Origin of the sequence: Luteimonas viscosa, from assembly GCF_008244685.1 — a bacterium.
Taxonomy (GTDB): Bacteria; Pseudomonadota; Gammaproteobacteria; order Xanthomonadales; family Xanthomonadaceae; genus Luteimonas; species Luteimonas viscosa.
Genome location: NZ_VTFT01000001.1, coordinates 1772180 through 1790712 on the forward strand (window position 1 = coordinate 1772180; position 18533 = coordinate 1790712).

An 18533-nucleotide genomic window follows, 5' to 3' on the forward strand; every position below is an offset into this window, starting at 1 on the left:
TTAGGACCTGGCGGGTTCGGAGCAAACTCATCCATACTTGCGTACTGGCTAGCAGGGTAGTGGATATGGCGACTTTTGTGGATCTATTCTGTGGTGCAGGCTTCGGGGCACGCGGTGCGGTGCGCGGAGGTGGTGTCCCTCTACTTGGTCTCGACGCCTGGAGTCTCGCCACGCAGACCTATAAGGCCAACTTTCCGCAGGCAGATGTTCTTACTGAGAAGATCGAGATCGTTTCAGCCAGTGAACTTGGAACGAAGTACAGACCTGATGTCCTGCTGACCTCGCCAGAGTGCACCTCGCACTCAATCGCCCGTGGCGCAAAGCCCGCTTTGGAGAAGAGCCGAGAGACCGCTATTGGCATTGTCCCGTGGGCCAAGGCAATGAAGCCACGCTGGGTGATCGTGGAAAACGTCAATCGGATGAGAAAGTGGGATCGTCATGATGAGCTCGTGCAGAGCATCGAGGCGCTCGGCTACTCGGTCAGTGATCTGTTTCTGAACTCCGCCGACTTCGGTTCTGCGCAAGCTCGCAAACGCATGTTCCTCGTATGTGACAAGGATGGAACCAAGGTGACCCGGGAGGATCTTCTCGGATTAGTGAAGCCTCAGCGAAAGACCGCTGAGAGCGTCATCAACTGGAATGCCAACTATCCGGTCGCGCCACTGCGGAAGCCCGGACGGGCCAAGGCCACGCTGGAACGGGCAGAGCGGGCCATCAAGAAATTAGGTCGCGGCGTCCCCTTCCTCATCGTCTATTACGGATCCGACTACGCTGGAGGCTGGCAAGCGTTGGACGTTCCGCTTCGCACAGTTACCACCGTGGATCGCTTTGGCCTTGTGACGTGGCAAGGCAGAACCGCTTACATGAGGATGCTTCAACCCGACGAATTGCTCGCCGCGATGGGAGGTTCAACAGACCATGTTCTTCCGCATGGCAACCGGCGGGAGAAGGTCAAGCTTTGTGGCAATGGTGTGTGCTCCGACGTGATGACTCCGATTTTTCTATGGATTTCGCAGAAGCAAGCCAAGCGAACGGAATTCCACTGAGTCAGTTGGTCGAGGCGATGCCGTCTAGCCAAGCGTCTACCTGCACCGGGGTTTGCAGCCCAGCATTACGCAGCAGGGCAACGATGTCCCTCCCTGCGGTGAGAATCACCGGGTGGCCATCATCAACGACCTCCTGGTATGCCTGCCGATCTACATGAGAGGTCGTTATCAACACACCGAACTCACGATGCTTGATTCTACTTATCAGGCGTGACACTTCCCTGACCCCAACTGCATTCGTCGCCCCGTAGCATTTCGCTTCGAGCGCAAAGTCCACGTGTATCGAAGCTGCGCCACAGCCTAGCCGTAGCTGTCCTATCCCGTCACGACCGCCATCCCTCCATGGCCGCGTCAGATCCAGTCGCGACACGCTTGGCAACAAGAACCGCGTCAGTGCACCGGCGCATGCTTCGAAGCCAAGAGGATTGTTCTTGTAGCGCTTGCGTATGACTTCGAGCAGAGTTTGATCGTCGGCGGTTCTGGGGAGCTGCTCCGCTCTACTGCGGACAATTGCGGAGCGGGGCGCCATCAGCGGCCTGATGCCACCCGTCGCAAGCCAAGCACTCCAGGCCGTTGGCGCCATTCCATTCATGCTGCCTTGGCCTGCTGCATGGACCCATGCACGCGAAATCACTGCCTCATCCAGGATAGTAAAGACCGCCTTGTAGTTCTGGAATCGCTGCCCTTCTGATGTCTTCCATAGTGCAACGAGGTCTTCGGTCGCCTCCATAACAGGGCTTCCCGGTACCGCAAGTCCGCGAAATCGGAAGGCTCTTCCAGTTGCTTCCGTGGTGAAGACTAGTATCGGCGGCACCAAGTGGCGCTGGCCAAGATGCGCCCAATCGAAAATCTGGCGCAACAACTGGTTTCCAAATCTGGGCGTCTCGTGCAGTAGCTGACCGGGATGGCGATTGTCACCGTAATAGATAAAAGTACCGGTCTCCTCATCCAGCTGATCTGGCCATTCCGGCTCAGCCAAGTTCGATGTCAATACAAGAACAGTAGGGCGGGCCCTGGTGCCTCTATAACGGAAGCCACCCTGCCGGCTCACACCCACCAGCGGGACCAATGGATCTGCCATACCGCCGCGGTCGGTCTTGTAGCCTGCGTAGACGGCATCAACGATCAGGTCAACTTGACTCAACTGTGCGCCGCTAAAACCGGTCATTAGTCAGCTCCCCTTACGTTGCCTAACAACACAGCGATACGGTTTGCACATTCCGCGGGTGAGGCTTCGATCTCATGTTCCCAAAAACGCAGCACACGCCAGCCGCATGCTTCGAGCCATGCCGCCTGCTCTGCATCACGTTCGCGATTGCGATCGAGCTTTTGCTTCCAGAAGTCTCCGTTGTTCTTAGGAATTGTTGAATGGCGGGGACAGCCATGCCAGAAGCAACCGTCCACGAAGACCGCGAGTCTTGACGCAATGAAAACCATATCCGGCCTAGTGTGGCCAATCCTGTAATGCAACCTGTAGCGGAGGCCATGTGACCAGGCCGCGCGTCGAAGAGCAATTTCGGGGGCCGTGTTCTTTCCCTTTATGCGGGACATTAGTCGCCGTCGTTGACTAGTGGTGGACAACACGGCTGGCATCCTAGTTCTGCACCGTAGCGCCTCTCACTCAGGCGTAATCCGCGTAAGGAATCTTTGCAGCGCGAGATCCGCGTCGACGTCTGGAGTCCCGATCCTCCCCATATACCTTACTAATTTCGCCTGCAACGATTCAGCAAAAGGACTGTCCAAAGAGGCAACCCTTTCGTACTCACATGGCTCCCCAGTCATTACCTCAGGCGCTACGGCAATGAGCGCTTGAAGATCAATAAGTAGATCTGGAAGAAAGCTAGTACCCGGGAGATACTTGAATCGATCCACCGGGCTCGAATTGTCTCGGATATACTTAGTCAGCTTACCTTTCACTCCGTTTGAAATGCCCAGCTTTTCAGCGAGAGCTGCCGCGGCGCCTTCACCGGCTTGCGTATCAGCCAACTTTTCGCATCTAGCGAGAAGAATATGCTCGGCTTTATCCTGAGCATGATCACAGGACGGCGTAAGAGCGACATAATACTCGGCGTCGCCATTACGGCTCTTCTGAAAAATGTCTCCGAAGAGAAAATCTGTTGAAATAGGCGGGTAGATGTACAACTCAACTGCATGAATAGTATCGATCTTCGGGGCGCCATTGGCCCCTTCGATCTCCAAGAACTTTCGAACAACGTCGCCAGATAACAGGTTCGCAAGCCTGCGCGCCAACAAGAAAACTAAATCAGCAGCGTTATCCTTATCTAAATCATTAATCCATATTTTTTCCGCGGATTCCCACATGAACACACGCTGCTCTTCTTCAATGTGTCTAATCAAGCTCGGAAGCTTAGTTGCCAGAACTTCTCTAATCATCTGCCGAAGATGTTCCCACTCTGACCTGGTAACGACTTTAACGAAGGGAGATGTTAGTTCTTTTACTTTATGAGGATACCCTGTGTGGAAGATCACCGGCATGAAGCGACACTTCTTCAGCTCTTCAAAAACCCTTTCTCCCGCGAGTGATTCTTGATTGGAGGCAGCATCATCTTTTAGATCGAGGATTACGAGATCAAATCTCTCCTTCTTTAGAAGGTCTACGGCCTCAGAGAAACTGCTGCATGGAATACAGCTAATGAAGTCTGGTTCTGCAACTGTTTTGTTCCCCTCGATCACCTCCCTGACATCGTCTGCCTCTAAGTCATCAACAATTAGCACCCTCCATTCCATGGCAACCTCTCTAGTCAGACGCGCTTTGTCAGAGTAATTCGAAAAGCAGCCCCACCCTTCGCAGATGAATCGAGTAGCTCTAGCTCGCCACCGTAGTAGTCTTTTATTATCTCGCCAACGATCGCAAGGCCAAGCCCCATTCCATCCTTTTTGGTTGAAAAGTAAGGGTCAAAAATGTGCACCCTGTCTTGCTCTGAGATTCCTGGACCTGTATCAGAAAATATGATCTCAACGCAGTCCTGCGCAGTACGTGTTACTGAAACTTCAATCTTTCGTTGATCTGCACTTACAAACTGCAACCAGTAGATACTGTTCTGCAGCAAATTCACAATCACTTCTTGCATCTCGGCCTCATCGACCCGGACGAGAGTTTGCGTTTCAGGAAGCGACGTCACAACACCTAGTCCTGCAAGCTGGCTGGCACACACTCCGAATGCGTCTTCAATAATCTTCTCGAGATAGAGCTGCTTTGGACGTCCGCGCTTGCGACCACCGAAAGGCTCAATGCGCCGAAACACAGTCGCGAGCACATCACTTTGCGCGGCAATTACGCTGAGCCGTGCTGCCAGCTTCTCGAGAAGGGATTTTCCGGTCAGACGCCCCTCGGCAATATCTTCTTGCGCAAGCAGCGCCTCCTTCCTGATCTTGGCTAGCGGAAGTCTCCCGTCATGGAGCAGAACATCAATCAGTTGCCCTAGAGTTGCGAGCGCGTGATATCTGGCAACAACCGCTTTCAACCCTTCGACCTGCTCATTGAACGTCCGCTCGACAGTATCAATTAGCTCTTTGGCCACCTCATCCCTCGGGCTGACATTATCTAGGTGCTGCCGGATAGGGGCGAGGTCAAGAGGAGCAAACAAATTCTGAGATGATTCGCTGCTATTTCCTGTGTTTGTTGATCTCTTGGATCTCCTTCGAAGATCTTCGATCTTGGTAAGAATTGTCTTCATTACCTCTCGAAGATCTGCATAGCTTTGATTCTCGTCGAGCCCTTCTCGGTTAGATTGATCTTTAAGGCCAGGATTTTGGTCCCCAGTAATGGATATGTGTCCGACAATTTGGTTGTTTGACAGTCGCTTGGTTGGATTTTGAACTCGACGAATGTCGAGTCGCAGCCAGTCATTATTGGGCTCTCCGTAAGGCAAAACCCGGAAACCGTCGCGATAAATGTTTATCCCTGCAAATGCATCGAGATCAGCGCGTATGTTCTGCAAGTTCAACTTAGTTTGCTGGACAACATTTCCAAGATCATTACGATCCCAGACCCTGATTTCGATCTGAAGCGGGCCGCATACAGGCAACCTTCTGGTCCAGTCATCGTCTCCTGAGGTTTGAGCGCTCTGCGTCGCAGCCCTCGTTTTTTTATAAGCGTCTTCGTCCAGATACTGAAGACCGTTGGCTCCTTGTCTGACAAAGCCGCCGGTGAGAATAACTGTCTCTCCAGTCGCTTTTACTTCGAGCCTAAGATTGCACCGGCCTTCAGCATCCACCTCGCCTTTCACGATGTAATGCGGATAGTTCAATGCAGATGGAGGTGTAATCTCTGCGGAGAACTCGGAGAACCCATCAGGGGCTTGAAGAAAGATCTTAAAATCCTTGCTCTCCTTGAAAGGTGAGATCAATCGTGACAACCCGCGTTGAACCAAACGAAATCGTTGCACATCCCATGCGTGAGATAGGAAGTTCATTCTAAGCAGAGTGCCCTGATCTGAAGGGGGGCATTCAAGCGGGACTTCATGCTCAGGCCAAACCGCATCAAGACCCACATCGCTTCGAATTAGTTCGGGATCTCGCTCCTCTGTGAGGATTAGTACTTCATCGAGATACTTCTGCTCGTCTTCGAACTGGGTCCAATCGAAGATTCCATAGATCTCTCGGCTTGATCCCTGAGCCCGCGTTATTAGCTCTAGCTCTGAAGCAAGTCTCATCGCAGCAAAGCGACCAATTCCTTTCTCGCCGAGCACCCTGCGGCTCTTTAATCCAGAGTTCGTCACCTGCCGCTTTCCAGCGGTTGCAGGCTCCATCCAGGCCCCTCGCACCACGTCCAAGCTCATGCCCAATCCATCGTCGAATATTTCGATTCGACCTTCCCCAGGCAGTAGCGGCCCAACGAAATTGATGAGTACTCGACTGGCCTCAGCGTCATAAGCATTCTTCACAAGCTCGATCACTGCCACCGCGTCATTGCTGATGAGCTCGCTACCTAGAGTTTTCATAATCCGCGCCCGGGGGCGGAATGATGACTCGTGAGGTTTAGTGACGTCTTCCATTTCCTCTCCTTACCTACCTACCCTAGGTGCGGGAAGTGACTACCTAAAAGTATTCGAGCTGGACAGTTGCCCTCACTACCTCATGCGGTGCTAAGCCATCAAGCTTCGCGCCATAGCTCTGGAGGATGCGACAACAAACAAGGTGCACCCTACTCCTACGCCCAAAGTCGAAATTCGGGCAGTTGTCCTCTATCCCGATAAAAAAGGCGACCTTGCAGTCGCCTTTTCTATCTGGGCTTAGACTCCCAACGGATTCGGCTTCTCCTGATCCAGCTTGTACAGCTTGATCGCCCTGGCCGCATCCTTCGCCGTCATCTTCCCGTCCTTCGCCAGCGCATCGATCGCGGCGTGGGCGATGTAGTAGCGGTCCACCTCGAAGTGGCGGCGGAGATTCGCGCGGGTGTCGCTGCGGCCGAAGCCGTCGGTGCCCAGCACGGTGTAGGTGCGCGGGATGAAGGCGCGCACCTGGTCGGTGAAGTTGCGCACGTAGTCCGTCGCGGCGATCACCGGGCCGGCGGGGCGGCTTTCGATGCACTGCGTGACGTAGGCCTTGCGCGGCTTGTCCTCGGGGTGCAGGCGGTTCCAGCGCTCGGTGTCGTAGCCGTCGCGGCGCAGCTCGGTGAAGCTGGGGCAGCTCCAGATGTCGGCGGTGACGCCGAAGTCCTTGTCCAGCAGTTCGGCCGCGGCGATGGCCTCGCGCAGGATGGTGCCGCTGCCCATCAGCTGCACGCGCAGCTCGCCCTTCTTGGGCTTGGCGCCGGCGTCCTTGAGCAGGTACATGCCCTTTATCACGCCCTCGGCCGCGCCTTCGGGCAGGTCGGGGTGGCTGTAGTTCTCGTTCATCAGGGTCAGGTAGTAGTACTCGTCCACCTGCTCCTCGATCATGCGCTTCATGCCGTGCTGCAGGATCACCGCCACTTCGCCGGCGAAGGTGGGGTCGTAGCTGCGGCAGTTGGGGATGGCGCCCGACAGCAGGTGGCTGTGGCCGTCCTCGTGCTGCAGGCCTTCACCGTTCAACGTGGTGCGGCCGGCGGTGCCGCCGAGCAGGAAACCGCGCGCGCGCATGTCGGCCGCCTGCCAGGCGGCGTCGCCCACGCGCTGGAAGCCGAACATCGAGTAGTAGATGTAGAACGGCAGCAGCTGCAGGTTGTTGGTGCTGTAGCTGGTGGCGCAGGCCATCCACGAGGCGAACGCGCCGGCCTCGGTGATGCCTTCCTGCAGCACCTGGCCGGTGGCGTCCTCGCGGTAGTACATCAGCTGGTCGCGGTCGACCGGCTTGTACTTCTGCCCGGCCGGCGCGTAGATGCCGATCTGGCGGAACAGCCCTTCCATGCCGAAGGTGCGCGCCTCGTCGCAGACGATGGGCACGGTGCGCGGGCCCACCTGCTTGTCGCGCAGGATGATGTTGAGTGACTGCACGAAGGCCATGGTGGTGCTCATCTCGCGCTCGCCGGTGCTCTTGGTGAGGCGTTCGAACACCTCGAGCTTCGGCGCCACCAGCGACTCGTCCGACTTGCGCCGGCGCTGCGGCACGAAGCCGCCCAGGGCCTTGCGGCGCTCGAGCAGGTATTGCACCTCGTCGGACTTCTCGCCCGGGTGGTAGAACGGGATGTTGCCGTCCTTGAGCAGGTCGTCGTCGACCGGGATCTTGAAGCGGTCGCGGAACGCGCGCACGGCCTCGTCGTCGAGCTTCTTGGTGTTGTGGGTGGGGTTGAGCGCCTCGCCGGCGCTGCCCAGGCCGTAGCCCTTCACCGTCTTGGCCAGGATCACGGTGGGCTGGCCCTTGGTCTGCATGGCGTTGGTGTAGGCCGCGTAGACCTTGTGCGGATCGTGGCCGCCGCGGTTGAGGCGCCAGATGTCGTCGTCGGAGAGGTTGGCCACCATGGCCGCGGTCTCTTCGTACTTGCCGAAGAAGTTCTCGCGCGTGTAGGCGCCGCCGAAGGCCTTGCAGTTCTGGTACTCGCCGTCGACGGTCTCCATCATCAGCTTGCGCAGCAGGCCCTGGTGGTCCTTGGCCAGCAGCGGATCCCAGTAGCTGCCCCAGATGGTCTTGACCACGTTCCAGCCGGCGCCGCGGAACTGGCTTTCCAGCTCCTGGATGATCTTGCCGTTGCCGCGCACCGGGCCGTCGAGGCGCTGCAGGTTGCAGTTGACGACGAACACCAGGTTGTCGAGGCCTTCGCGGCCGGCGATCGAGAGCGCGCCGAGGCTCTCGGGCTCGTCGGTCTCGCCGTCGCCGATGAAGCACCACACCTTGCGGTCGGTCTTGGGCATCAGGCCTCGCGATTCGAGGTACTTCCAGTTGCGCGCCTGGTAGATGGCGGCGATCGGGCCCAGGCCCATCGACACCGTGGGCACCTGCCAGAAATCAGGCATCAGCCACGGGTGCGGATACGAGGAGATGCCGCGGCCGTCGACCTCCATGCGGAAGTGGTCGATCTGCGATTCGCTGATGCGGCCCTCGAGGAAGGCACGGGCGTAGATGCCGGGCGAGCTGTGGCCCTGGGTGGCGATGAGGTCGCCGGGGTGGTCGCCCTCGGGGCCGCGGAAGAAGTGGTTGAAGCCGACGTCGTAGAGCGTGGCCGAGCTGGCGAAGCTGGCGATGTGGCCGCCGAGGTCGCCGGGCTTGCGGTTGGCGCGCACCACCATCGCCATGGCGTTCCAGCGGATGATCGAGCGGATCTTCCACTCCAGCGTCTGGTCGCCGGGCATCTTCGGTTCGAGATGCGTGGGGATGGTGTTGATGTATTCGGTGGTGGGCGCGAACGGCAGGTGGGCGCCGGCGCGGCGGGTGAGTTCCACCATGTCCTGCAGCAACTGGTGGGCGCGCTCGGGGCCGGTGTGGTCGATGACCGCCTTGAGCGATTCGATCCACTCGCGGGTCTCGGTGGGATCGGGGTCGTTCTGCAGCACGTCGTTCAGCCAGTTCATCGCTTGCTCCGCCGCGGCCCGCTGGCCGCGCTGTGTTTTGGGGGAGTTAGAGTCCCGATTCTAGCAGCCGGCCCCGGCGCGCCCGTGGCCGGCGCAGCGGGCGCGGGCGGGGCGGGAGGCCGCTTCGGCGGGCGCCGGCGGACGGGTGCGTACGGACCGCCGCGGCGGGCGCGGCGCGGACTATGATCGGCGCCACGGGCATCCGCCGGAGGACCCGGGCATGGACAGCGAGCACCCCCGCGGCACGGACCCGTTGCGCTGGCACCACAGCCTGCGCACGCGGATGTCGCTGTGGTCGGGCCTGCTCAACGCGGTGCTGGTGCTGGCCACCACGCTGGCCTTCTACGCCGGGGCGCGGCTGCTGATCGTGCACAACGCGCGGATCGAGGCGCGGGCGCTGACCGGGCAGACCGCGCGCAACCTCGAGGCGATCATCGAGACGGTGCAGGTGAGCGGGCGCACGCTGGCCGCCGGCGCCACCGGCATCGGCCGCGAGCCGCTGCACCTGCGCTCGCTGCTGCTGGCCAGCCTGGCCGGCGATCCGGACATCGCCGGGGCGATGGTGATCGTCGAGCCGGGGCGGCTGACGGGCGAGGATCCCGGCTTCACCTGGTACATCCGCCGCGAAGGCGCGGGGGTGGTGGAACAGTCGGTGGAATCGCTGGGCTACGAGTACGCCACGATGCCGTGGTTCGTGCGCACGATGGCCGCGCCGCAGCCGTGGTGGTCGGAGCCGTACGCCAACGAGGCCACCGCCGGGGTCGACTTCACCACCTACAACCTGCCGCTGCGCCTGCCCGGCGACAGCGGCGTCGCGCCGGCGCTGGGCATGGTGAGCCTGGACGTGCCGGTGTCGCGCCTGCTGCGCGACATCCTCGACGGCCTGCCGGAGACCGCGGGCATCGTGCCGATGCTGTTCTCGCCCGAAGGGCTGGCGGTGGTGCACCCGCGCGACGACGTGCGCATGCGCATGTCCCTGCGAACGCTGGTCGCGCAGGGCCGCGCCGACCTGGCGCCGCTGGTGGAAGCGCAGGAGCGGCGGCAGCCGGTGGAGTTCGAGCACCGCGACGCAAGCGGCGAGGACTTCATCACCTTCGGCATGCCGGTGGGCGACAGCGGCTGGACCTTCGCCACCTCGGTGTCGGAGCTCTACATCCTGCGCCAGCTCAAGCAGATCGCGCTGTGGGTGGCGCTGATCGGCCTGCTGGCGTTGCTGCCGGCGCTGGTGCTGGTGCGCCGCTATACCGGGCGGCTGCTGCAGCCGATCGAAAACCTGACCGAGTCGGCGCGGCACTTCGCCAGCGGCGAGTTCGACTACCCGCTGCCGCATACCGGTCGGCGCGACGAGGTCGGGGTGATGGCGCGCGCGTTCAACGTGGCGCGCGGATCGATCAAGCGCCAGCTTCGCGAGATCGAGGACATGGCGGGGGCGCGGCAGAAGGTGGAGAGCGAACTGGGGATCGCGCGCCAGATCCAGCAGGCGATGCTGCCGCCGCCGCGGCTGTTCGAACGCGACGGCGTACGCGTCGACGTGCACGGCGTGCTGGAACCTGCGAAGGCGGTGGGCGGCGACTTCTTCCACTACGGCGATTTCTACGGCGTGCTGTGGTTCGCGATCGGCGACGTCTCGGACAAGGGCGTGCCGGCGGCGCTGTTCATGGCCCGCACCGCCACCGTGCTGGAAGGACAGGTGCGGCGCCACGCCTCGCCGGCCGCGCTGCTGGCCTCGGCCTCGCGCCGACTGGTGCATGGCAACAACACCTGCATGTTCGCCACGGTGCTGTGCGGCCGCCTGGACATCGCCAGCGGGCACTGCGTGCTGGCCAGCGCCGGGCACGATCCGCCGGTGCTGCTGCACGCGGACGGGCGCGCCGAGCCGCTGGCGCTGGAGACCGGGCCGCCGCTGGGCTTCGAACCCAGCCACGAGTACCCGCAGTACGCCTGCCGGCTGCCCGAGGGCGCGACCCTGCTGGCGTACACCGACGGCGTGACCGAGGCCTTCGACGCCAACGACGAGGCCTACGGCAGCGAACGCCTGCTGCAGGCGCTGGCGCCGGGCGAGGACGCCGCGCACACCTGCCGTCGCCTGCTGGCCGATGTGCAACACTTCGCCGGCGACGCGGCCCAGTCCGACGACATCACCGTGCTGGCGATCCGGCGCACGCGCGTTTCCGCCGCGACCACCACGCCGACGGAAGGGGAGACGGCGACCGCGGCGGATGCACCGCCCGCCACCCCGAAGGACCTGCCCTTGGACAAGACGATCGCCGCCGATCCCGCGCACATCGCCGAACTGACCGCGGCGGTGGAATCGACCCTCGCCGAGGCCGGGGTGGACGACGCCCGCATCCACGACGCGCGTCTGATCGTCGAGGAACTGGCCTGCAACGCGCTCACCCATGGCGCCGTGGAGACGGAGCCGCAGCTGCGCCTGCGGCTGCAGCTCGAGGCGGCGCGGCTGGTGCTGGAACTCGACGACAACGGCCTGCCGTTCGATCCGACCACGGCCCCGCCGCCGGACCTGGATGCCGACCTCGACGAACGTCGCGTCGGCGGCCTCGGCCTGCACCTGGTGCGGCAGCTCGCCGACAGCCTCGACTACCAGCGCCGCGAGGACCACAACCTCGTGCGCGTGACCCTGCGGCTGGACGCCGCGCCCGACCGCGAGGATCCCGCATGAGCACCCTGAACATCCGCATCGACCCGGCGCGCCGGGACGTGCAGACCGTCGCCGTCGGCGGGCGCCTCGACACCCACACCTACCTGCAGCTGGACGAGGCGCTGGCGCCGCTGCTGGAGGATCCGGCGATCCTGTCGCTGGTGCTGGACCTGCACGGGCTGGAGTACATCTCCAGCGCCGGCGTGCGTTCGATCTTCCGCGCGCGCAAGGCGCTGGCCGGGCGCGCCGGCCGGGTGCTGGTGGTCAACCCGCAGCCGCAGATCCAGAAGGTGTTCGACCTGGTCAAGGCGGTGCCGCTGCACGAGATCTTCTCCTCGGCCGCCGAGGCCGACGCCTATCTCGATGCGATGCAGCGCAAGGTGCTCGACGGCGACGACGACGCCTGAGCGGCGGGCGTCTTCGCGTCGCCTATACGCCCGCATGGGCAGGATGGCCGGCTTTCCCGGGCTGGCGCGTGGTCCCGTCCCGCTCCCGGCACCTGCTTGCCCTCCCGCACGGCCTCGGCAATGATCCCCGGCACAGGGGAGCGAGGCGCCAGGGTCGGTGCCCGGGCCCCGTGTGCCCGCCCCGATCCCACTCCATCCGATGCCCGCTTCCGTATTGCCGCAACCGCTGTCGAACTGGCGCCTGCCTGCGCTGGGCCTGGTGATCGTGGCGATCGTGGTCACGCCGTTCCTGATCCTGCGCAAGGCGGCCGACGACATCGATGCCGCCTGGGAGATGGTGGTGCACACCCACCAGACCGAAGCCAGGGTGCATGCGCTGGCCGGCGACATGCGCAACATGGAAGCCGGCGCGCTGTCGCTGGCCGCCGGGGTCGACAACGCGATGCTGCGCGCCCGCGTCAACCAGAGCCGTGCCCGCATCCTGCCGACCCTGCAGCAACTGCAGGCGCTGACCAGCGACAACCCCGGGCAGCAGGAACGCATCGCCGAACTGCAGACCAGCATCCTGCTGCGCAAGGCGCACGCCGACCGGATCATCGATGCCGAGGTGGAGGACGTGACCGCCGCCGACATCGACGCGATGGTGGGGCGCTATCCGATCCACGACCTGATCGACGGCATCGTGGCGGAGGAACAGCAACTGCTGGCCACCCGCCAGGCGCGCGCGGAGCACGTCGAACGGCGCGCACGGCTCGCGACCTGGGCGGCGATGGCCGGCCAGTTGCTGCTGCTGGGCGGCGTGCTGGTGTACTCGGCGCGCCAGATCGCGCACCGGCTGCGCGCGGAAACCGATGCCCAGCGCGCCAGCGCCCGCGCCAGCGTGGTCCTCGACACGGTACGAGAGCCGATCGTGGCGATCGATGCCGCGCAGCGCGTGGTCATGCACAACGTCGCGTTCGCCGAACTCTACGGCGTGCAGGGCGAGGCGCGCGGCCAGCCGCTGACCACGCTCGGCGATGGTGCGTGGAACGACGAGCGCACGCTGCGGCGGCTGGCCGACGTGCTCGCGCGCGGCCGCGAACTGTGGGACCACGAGCAGCTGCAGCGCACCGCCGACGGCATCGAGCGCACCATGGTGATCAACGCCCGGCGCATGCCGCTGCCCGACAGCGACGACGCGGTGGTGCTGGTCACCGTGAGCGACATCAGCGTGCAGAAGGCCAGCGATCGCCAGATCCGCGAGCTCAACCGCCAGTTGCAGGGCAAGATCGAGCAGGTCTCGGACGTGAACCGCGAGCTCGAGGCCTTCAGCTACTCGGTCTCGCACGACCTGCGCGCGCCGCTGCGCCACATCGCCGGCTTCGGCGACAAGCTCGGCCGCCACCTCGGCGACGACATCGACGACAAGTCGCGCCATTACATCGACGTGATGGTGTCCTCGGCCAAGCGCATGTCGACGCTGATCGACGACCTGCTGGTGTATTCGCGCCTGGGCCGCAGCGCGCTGCGGTTGCAGACGGTGGACATGCAGTCGCTGGTGGCCGAGACCCGGGCGATGCTCGACGCCAACAACGCCACCGAGGCCCCCGATCACCGCATCGAGTGGCGCATCGCCCCGCTGCCGGTGGTGGTGGGCGACGAGAACATGCTGCGCCAGGTGTGGCTGAACCTGCTGGGCAACGCGGTGAAGTACAGCCGCGGCAGCGAGCCGGCGCGGATCGAGATCGGCTACGGCCGCGACGACGACGACGCGCACCACTTCCAGGTGCGCGACAATGGCGCCGGCTTCGACATGCAGTACGCCGGCAAGCTGTTCGGCGTGTTCCAGCGCCTGCACGCGGCCAGCGAGTTCCCGGGCACCGGCATCGGCCTGGCCAGCGTGCGCCGCGTGCTCACCCGCCACGGCGGTCGCGCCTGGGCCGAGTCCGAACCCGGCCAGGGCGCCACCTTCCACTTCACCCTTCCCGCCGCGGGCGACCAGCCCGCTTCCAACGAGAGCAAGCCATGAGCGAACTGCGCACCATCCTGCTGGCCGAGGACAGCCCCCACGACGCCGAGATGGCGATCGACGCGCTGCGCGAGGCGCACCTGGCCAACCCCATCGTGCACGTCGAGGACGGCGTCGAGGCGCTGGACTACCTGCTGCGCCGTGGCAAGTGGGCCGACCGGCCCGACGAGGACCTGGCGGTGCTGCTGCTCGACATCAAGATGCCGCGCATGGACGGCCTGGAAGTGCTGACCGAGCTGCGCAAGACCGACCGCTTCAAGGCGTTGCCGATCGTGGTGCTGTCGTCCTCGCGCGAGGAAAGCGATCTCGCCCGCAGCTGGGACCTGGGCGTGAACGCCTACGTGGTCAAGCCAGTGGACGTGGACCAGTTCTTCGACGCGGTGCGCACGCTCGGCCGGTTCTGGGCGGTGCTCAACGAGCCGCCGCGGAAGGGCTGAGCGCCGATGGCGGCGGTTCCCGGCCCCGGCCCGGACGGATGGCGCGTGCTGCTGGTCGACGATTCGCGCGACGATGCCGAGCTGGCCGAATTCGCGATGCGCAAGGGCGGGCTGGCGGTGGATTGCCGCCGCGTGCACGGCGCGGGTGCGCTCGCCGACGCGCTGCGTGCGTTCGTGCCGCACGCGGTGGTGTCGGACGTGAACCTGCCCGGGTTCTCCGGCGCGGAGGCGCTGGCGCAGGTGCGCGCGCACGATCCCGCGCTGCCGTTCGTCTTCCTCACCGGAGGGCTGGCGCCGGGCGACGAGGCGCCGGCGGCCGACGGGATGCTGCTGAAGGACGATCTGGACGCGCTGCCGGGCGTGTTGCGGCGTTTGCTGGGACTCACGGCTTCGTAGGCGCCGCCGGCCTGCGCAAGCCCGCGGTGCGGCGCGATGGCCCCGGGTGCGCTGCGCTTACCCGGGCTACGACATCCGGGCCACGACTCATCGCGTAGCCCGGATAAGGCCAAAGGCCGCATCCGGGGGTGAAGTGACACGGCGTGAATCATCGCCCCGACAAGGTGGAACTGCCGATTCCCGGGTGCGCTGCGCTTACCCGGGCTACGACATCCGGGCCACGACTCATCGCGTAGCCCGGATAAGGCCAAAGGCCGCATCCGGGATCGGCGGAAACGCGACCCCGCCACCCTGCCCGAGCTGGCTCGATCGCCCGCAAGAGCACGCGGGGACCGCCCCCCGGGTGCGCTGCGCTTACCCGGGCTACGCACCGATTGCGTAGCCCGGATAAGGCCAAAGGCCGCATCCGGGGGTGAAGTGACACGGCGCGAATCATCGCCCCGACAAGGTGGAACTGCCGATCCCCGGGTGCGCTGCGCTTACCCGGGCTACGGGTCGTGTTCTCCCATGTGGGCCGGCGTATCGGGTTTGCCGCCCCAGTCTTCGGGCAAGCGCCCGAGCCGCACGTGGCGGTGGAAGCTCGAATGCGGCCACTCGGCGACGCGTGCGACCAGCCCGTGCTTCAGCGGGTTGGCATGCACGTAGTCGACGTGTGCCGCCAGGTCCCGCTCGTCGCGGATGGTGTGTTCCCAGAAGCGCGCCTGCCACGGCGTGGATGTCGCCGCGAGACCTTGCGTGAATCCCTTCTTGATCTCGCGCCACAGGCCGGAATAGTCGCCATCCCCGTCGCGCATGGTGATCACCGCATGCAGGTGGTCCGGCAGCACGGCCACCGCGACAACTTCGTGCGCGATCCGCTCGCGGGCCCTGCGCCAGGACGCCCCGAGGAGATCGATGTGGCGCACCAGCAGATCGCCCCGCCGGTCGCGCAAGGTGACCGTGAAGAAGAAGGTTCCGCCCGGGATGCGATTGCGGCGATAGCGCACCATGCATCCACGCTCGCATGGCCTCGGGGCCACGTGCATCGCGCGATGCGTGCCCGGTCGGTCGGGTTTTGGCCCGTGATCGGGTCGGAGATTTCCCCGGGTGCGCTGCGCTTACCCGGGCTACGATCGCCGCGTAGCCCGGATAAGGCCGAAGGCCGCATCCGGGGTTGCGGTGATGCGGCACGCTGATTCGACGCGATGCGGTGGGACCGGCGGGTCCCGGATGCGCTGCGCTTATCCGGGCTACGGGGCTACGGGCCGCGTTCGGCGAGCATCTGCTTGCGGATCTGTGCCTCGACCGCGGCGATGGCGGTCATGTTGACCACGCGGCGCGGGGTGGAGGTCTGGGTCAGCACGTGCGCGGGCTTGCTCATGCCCATCAGGATCGGGCCGAGGGCGACGCCCTCGGTCATCATCCGGATCATGTTGTAGGTGATGTTGGCCGCGTCCAGGTTCGGCATCACGAACAGGTTGGCGCGCCCCTCGAGCGTGGTGTTGGGGAAGATGCGGCGGCGCAGGCCATCGTCCCAGGCGGTGTCGCCCTGCATCTCGCCGTCCACCTCGAGCTTCGGCGCGCGCCGCAGCAGGATCTGCCGCACCTCGCGCATCTTGCGCGCGCTCGGGTCGTCGTGGCTGCCGAAGTTCGAATGCGACATCAGCGCGATCTTCGGCTCGATCCCGAACAGCTTGAGCCGGTACGCGGCCTGGATGGTGCTCTCGGCGATCTGCTCCGGCGTCGGGTCCGGCTGCACGTGGGTGTCGACGAAGAACCACAGGCCGCGGTCGTTGACCACGCCGGTCATCGCCGAGGTGCTCTGCACGCCCGGGTCGAGCGGGAACACGCTGCGCAGGTAGCCGAGCTTCTTGTGGAAGCGGCCGACCAGCCCGGTGATCATCGCGTCGGCCTCGCCGCGGTCGACCATGATCGCGGCGATCAGGGTGGTGCGCGAACGCAGCATCGCCTTGGCCGCGTCGGGCGTCACGCCGCGGCGCTCGGTGAGCGCGTGGTAGTGGCGCCAGTAGTCGTTGAAGCGCGGGTCGTCGTTGACGTTGGTGATCTCGAACTCGTCGCCCTCGCGCAGGCGCAGGCCGAGGCGCTCGATGCGCATGGCGATGACCTCCGGCCGGCCGACCAGGATCGGGAACGCCAGGCCCTCGTCGACCACGGTCTGCACCGCGCGCAGCACGGTCTCCTCCTCGCCCTCGGCATAGACCACGCGCTGGCGGTCGCTGCGCGCGCGGTCGTAGACCGGTTTCATCACCAGGCCGGTGCGGTAGATGAACTGGCCGAGCTTCTCGCGATAGGCGGTCATGTCCGCGATCGGGCGGGTGGCGATGCCCGACTCCATCGCCGCCTGCGCCACGCACGGCGCCAGCTGCATCAGCAGGCGCGGATCGAACGGGCGCGGGATCAGGTAGTCGGGCCCGAAGCTCGGGATCTCCTCGCCGTAGGCGGCGCCGAGGTCGCTGGCCTCGCTCTTGGCGAGCGCGGCGATCGCGCGCACGCAGGCGAGCTTCATCGCCTCGTTGATGCCGGTGGCGCCGACGTCGAGCGCGCCGCGGAAGATGTAGGGGAAGCACAGCGCGTTGTTGACCTGGTTCGGATAGTCCGACCGGCCGGTGGCGATGATGCAGTCCGGGCGCACGGTCTTGGCCGCCTCGGGCAGGATCTCCGGGTACGGATTGGCCAGGGCGAGGATGATCGGTTTGTCCGCCATCGCCGCCAGCATCTCCGGCTTGAGGATGCCGCCGGCGGACAGGCCGAGGAACACGTCGGCGCCTTCGACGATCTCCGCCAGCGTGCGCTTGTCGGTATCGCGCGCGTAGCGCGCCTTGTCGGGGTCGAGGTTGGGGCGACCGCTGTGGATCACGCCGTCGCGATCGTAGGCGAGGATGTTCTCGGGCTTCAGCCCCAGCGCGACCAGCATGTCGAGGCAGGCGATGCCGGCGGCGCCGGCGCCGGCGGTGGCGAGCTTCACGTCCTCGATCCGCTTGCCGGCGATCTCCAGCGCGTTGACCACCGCCGAGCCGACGATGATCGCGGTGCCGTGCTGGTCGTCGTGGAATACCGGGATGTTGAGCCGCTCGCGCAGCTTGCGCTCGACGATGAAGCACTCGGGCGCCTTGATGTCCTCGAGGTTGATGCCGCCGAAGGTCGGCTCGAGGCTGGCGATGATGTCGACCAGCTTGTCCGGATCCTTCTCGTCGACCTCGATGTCGAACACGTCGATGCCGGCGAACTTCTGGAACAGCACGCCCTTGCCTTCCATCACCGGCTTGCCGGCGAGCGGGCCGATGTCGCCCAGGCCCAGCACCGCGGTGCCGTTGGAGATCACCGCCACCAGGTTGCCGCGCGCGGTGTAGTCGCTGGCCTTGCTGGGATCGGCGGCGATCTCCTCGCAGGCGTAGGCCACGCCCGGCGAGTAGGCCAGCGCCAGGTCGCGCTGGGTGAGCATGGGTTTGGTCGCGACCACCTTGATCTTGCCGCGCGGCGATACGCGGTGGTAGTCGAGCGCGGCCTGGCGGAATTCCTGCTCGCTTTCGGTATTGCGTGACTGCTCGTCGGACATCTTGGCGGGCCGTGTGCGGAACATGGATTCTAGCCGCTCGGGGCAGAGGCGGCCGGACGCGGCGCGCGCTGGCTC

13 protein-coding genes and 1 pseudogene are annotated in these 18533 nt (G+C 64.2%); 7 read left to right on the top strand and 7 right to left on the bottom strand.

The window, feature by feature from the left end; translation table 11 throughout:
- Positions 1-65 precede the first annotated feature (65 nt).
- A complete protein-coding gene (locus FZO89_RS07855) occupies positions 66-1046 on the top strand; it encodes a DNA cytosine methyltransferase (protein WP_149102730.1) in 981 nt (326 codons plus the stop codon).
- A 1-nt stretch (position 1047) separates the two neighbouring features.
- Here the strand turns inward: FZO89_RS07855 and FZO89_RS07860 are convergent, their stop codons facing one another.
- The 5 genes from FZO89_RS07860 to aceE all read right to left on the bottom strand — a co-directional run bounded on the left by FZO89_RS07860 (position 1048) and on the right by aceE (position 8995).
- Positions 1048-2214, bottom strand: coding sequence for a restriction endonuclease (locus tag FZO89_RS07860; RefSeq protein ID WP_149102731.1), 1167 nt, complete (start codon positions 2212-2214; stop codon positions 1048-1050).
- Positions 2214-2639: a very short patch repair endonuclease gene (locus FZO89_RS19025; RefSeq protein ID WP_149102732.1), complete on the bottom strand. Its 426-nt coding sequence runs from the start codon at positions 2637-2639 to the stop codon at positions 2214-2216. The genes FZO89_RS07860 and FZO89_RS19025 overlap by 1 nt, the downstream gene beginning before the upstream one ends.
- A gap of 24 nt (positions 2640-2663) precedes the next feature.
- The gene (locus FZO89_RS07870; protein ID WP_149102733.1) at positions 2664-3794 is read right to left on the bottom strand and encodes a response regulator; all 1131 of its coding nucleotides are present in this window, start codon (positions 3792-3794) and stop codon (positions 2664-2666) included.
- Between the two features lie 14 nt (positions 3795-3808).
- Entirely contained in the window at positions 3809-6064 is a 2256-nt protein-coding gene (locus tag FZO89_RS07875; protein WP_149102734.1) for a sensor histidine kinase, read from the bottom strand.
- Between the two features lie 237 nt (positions 6065-6301).
- Positions 6302-8995, bottom strand: a complete 2694-nt coding sequence (aceE, locus tag FZO89_RS07880) for a pyruvate dehydrogenase (acetyl-transferring), homodimeric type (protein WP_149102735.1) — start codon at positions 8993-8995, stop codon at positions 6302-6304.
- A 283-nt stretch (positions 8996-9278) separates the two neighbouring features.
- Between aceE and FZO89_RS19045 the strand changes: the two are divergent.
- From FZO89_RS19045 to FZO89_RS07905, 6 genes and pseudogenes are all read left to right on the top strand, one after another.
- Positions 9279-11144 (top strand): annotated as a pseudogene (locus FZO89_RS19045) (SpoIIE family protein phosphatase); the annotation flags it as partial.
- A 96-nt stretch (positions 11145-11240) separates the two neighbouring features.
- On the top strand, positions 11241-11675 hold the full coding sequence (locus FZO89_RS18645) for an ATP-binding protein (RefSeq protein ID WP_222928146.1): 435 nt from the start codon (positions 11241-11243) through the stop codon (positions 11673-11675).
- Positions 11672-12061, top strand: a complete 390-nt coding sequence (locus tag FZO89_RS07890; RefSeq protein WP_149102736.1) for an STAS domain-containing protein — start codon at positions 11672-11674, stop codon at positions 12059-12061. Before FZO89_RS18645 ends, FZO89_RS07890 begins: the two co-directional genes overlap by 4 nt.
- A gap of 199 nt (positions 12062-12260) precedes the next feature.
- The gene (locus FZO89_RS07895) at positions 12261-14069 is read left to right on the top strand and encodes a sensor histidine kinase (protein WP_149102737.1); all 1809 of its coding nucleotides are present in this window, start codon (positions 12261-12263) and stop codon (positions 14067-14069) included.
- Positions 14066-14506, top strand: a complete 441-nt coding sequence (locus FZO89_RS07900) for a response regulator (RefSeq protein WP_149102738.1) — start codon at positions 14066-14068, stop codon at positions 14504-14506. Before FZO89_RS07895 ends, FZO89_RS07900 begins: the two co-directional genes overlap by 4 nt.
- Positions 14507-14512: 6 nt before the next feature.
- A complete protein-coding gene (locus FZO89_RS07905; RefSeq protein ID WP_149102739.1) occupies positions 14513-14902 on the top strand; it encodes a response regulator in 390 nt (129 codons plus the stop codon).
- 488 nt (positions 14903-15390) lie between these two features.
- Here FZO89_RS07905 and FZO89_RS07910 read toward each other — a convergent pair whose 3' ends face one another.
- Both FZO89_RS07910 and FZO89_RS07915 read right to left on the bottom strand, forming a co-directional pair.
- Positions 15391-15891: an REP-associated tyrosine transposase gene (locus FZO89_RS07910; RefSeq protein WP_149102740.1), complete on the bottom strand. Its 501-nt coding sequence runs from the start codon at positions 15889-15891 to the stop codon at positions 15391-15393.
- Between the two features lie 248 nt (positions 15892-16139).
- On the bottom strand, positions 16140-18482 hold the full coding sequence (locus tag FZO89_RS07915) for an NADP-dependent malic enzyme (RefSeq protein WP_425480431.1): 2343 nt from the start codon (positions 18480-18482) through the stop codon (positions 16140-16142).
- Positions 18483-18533: the final 51 nt, after the last annotated feature.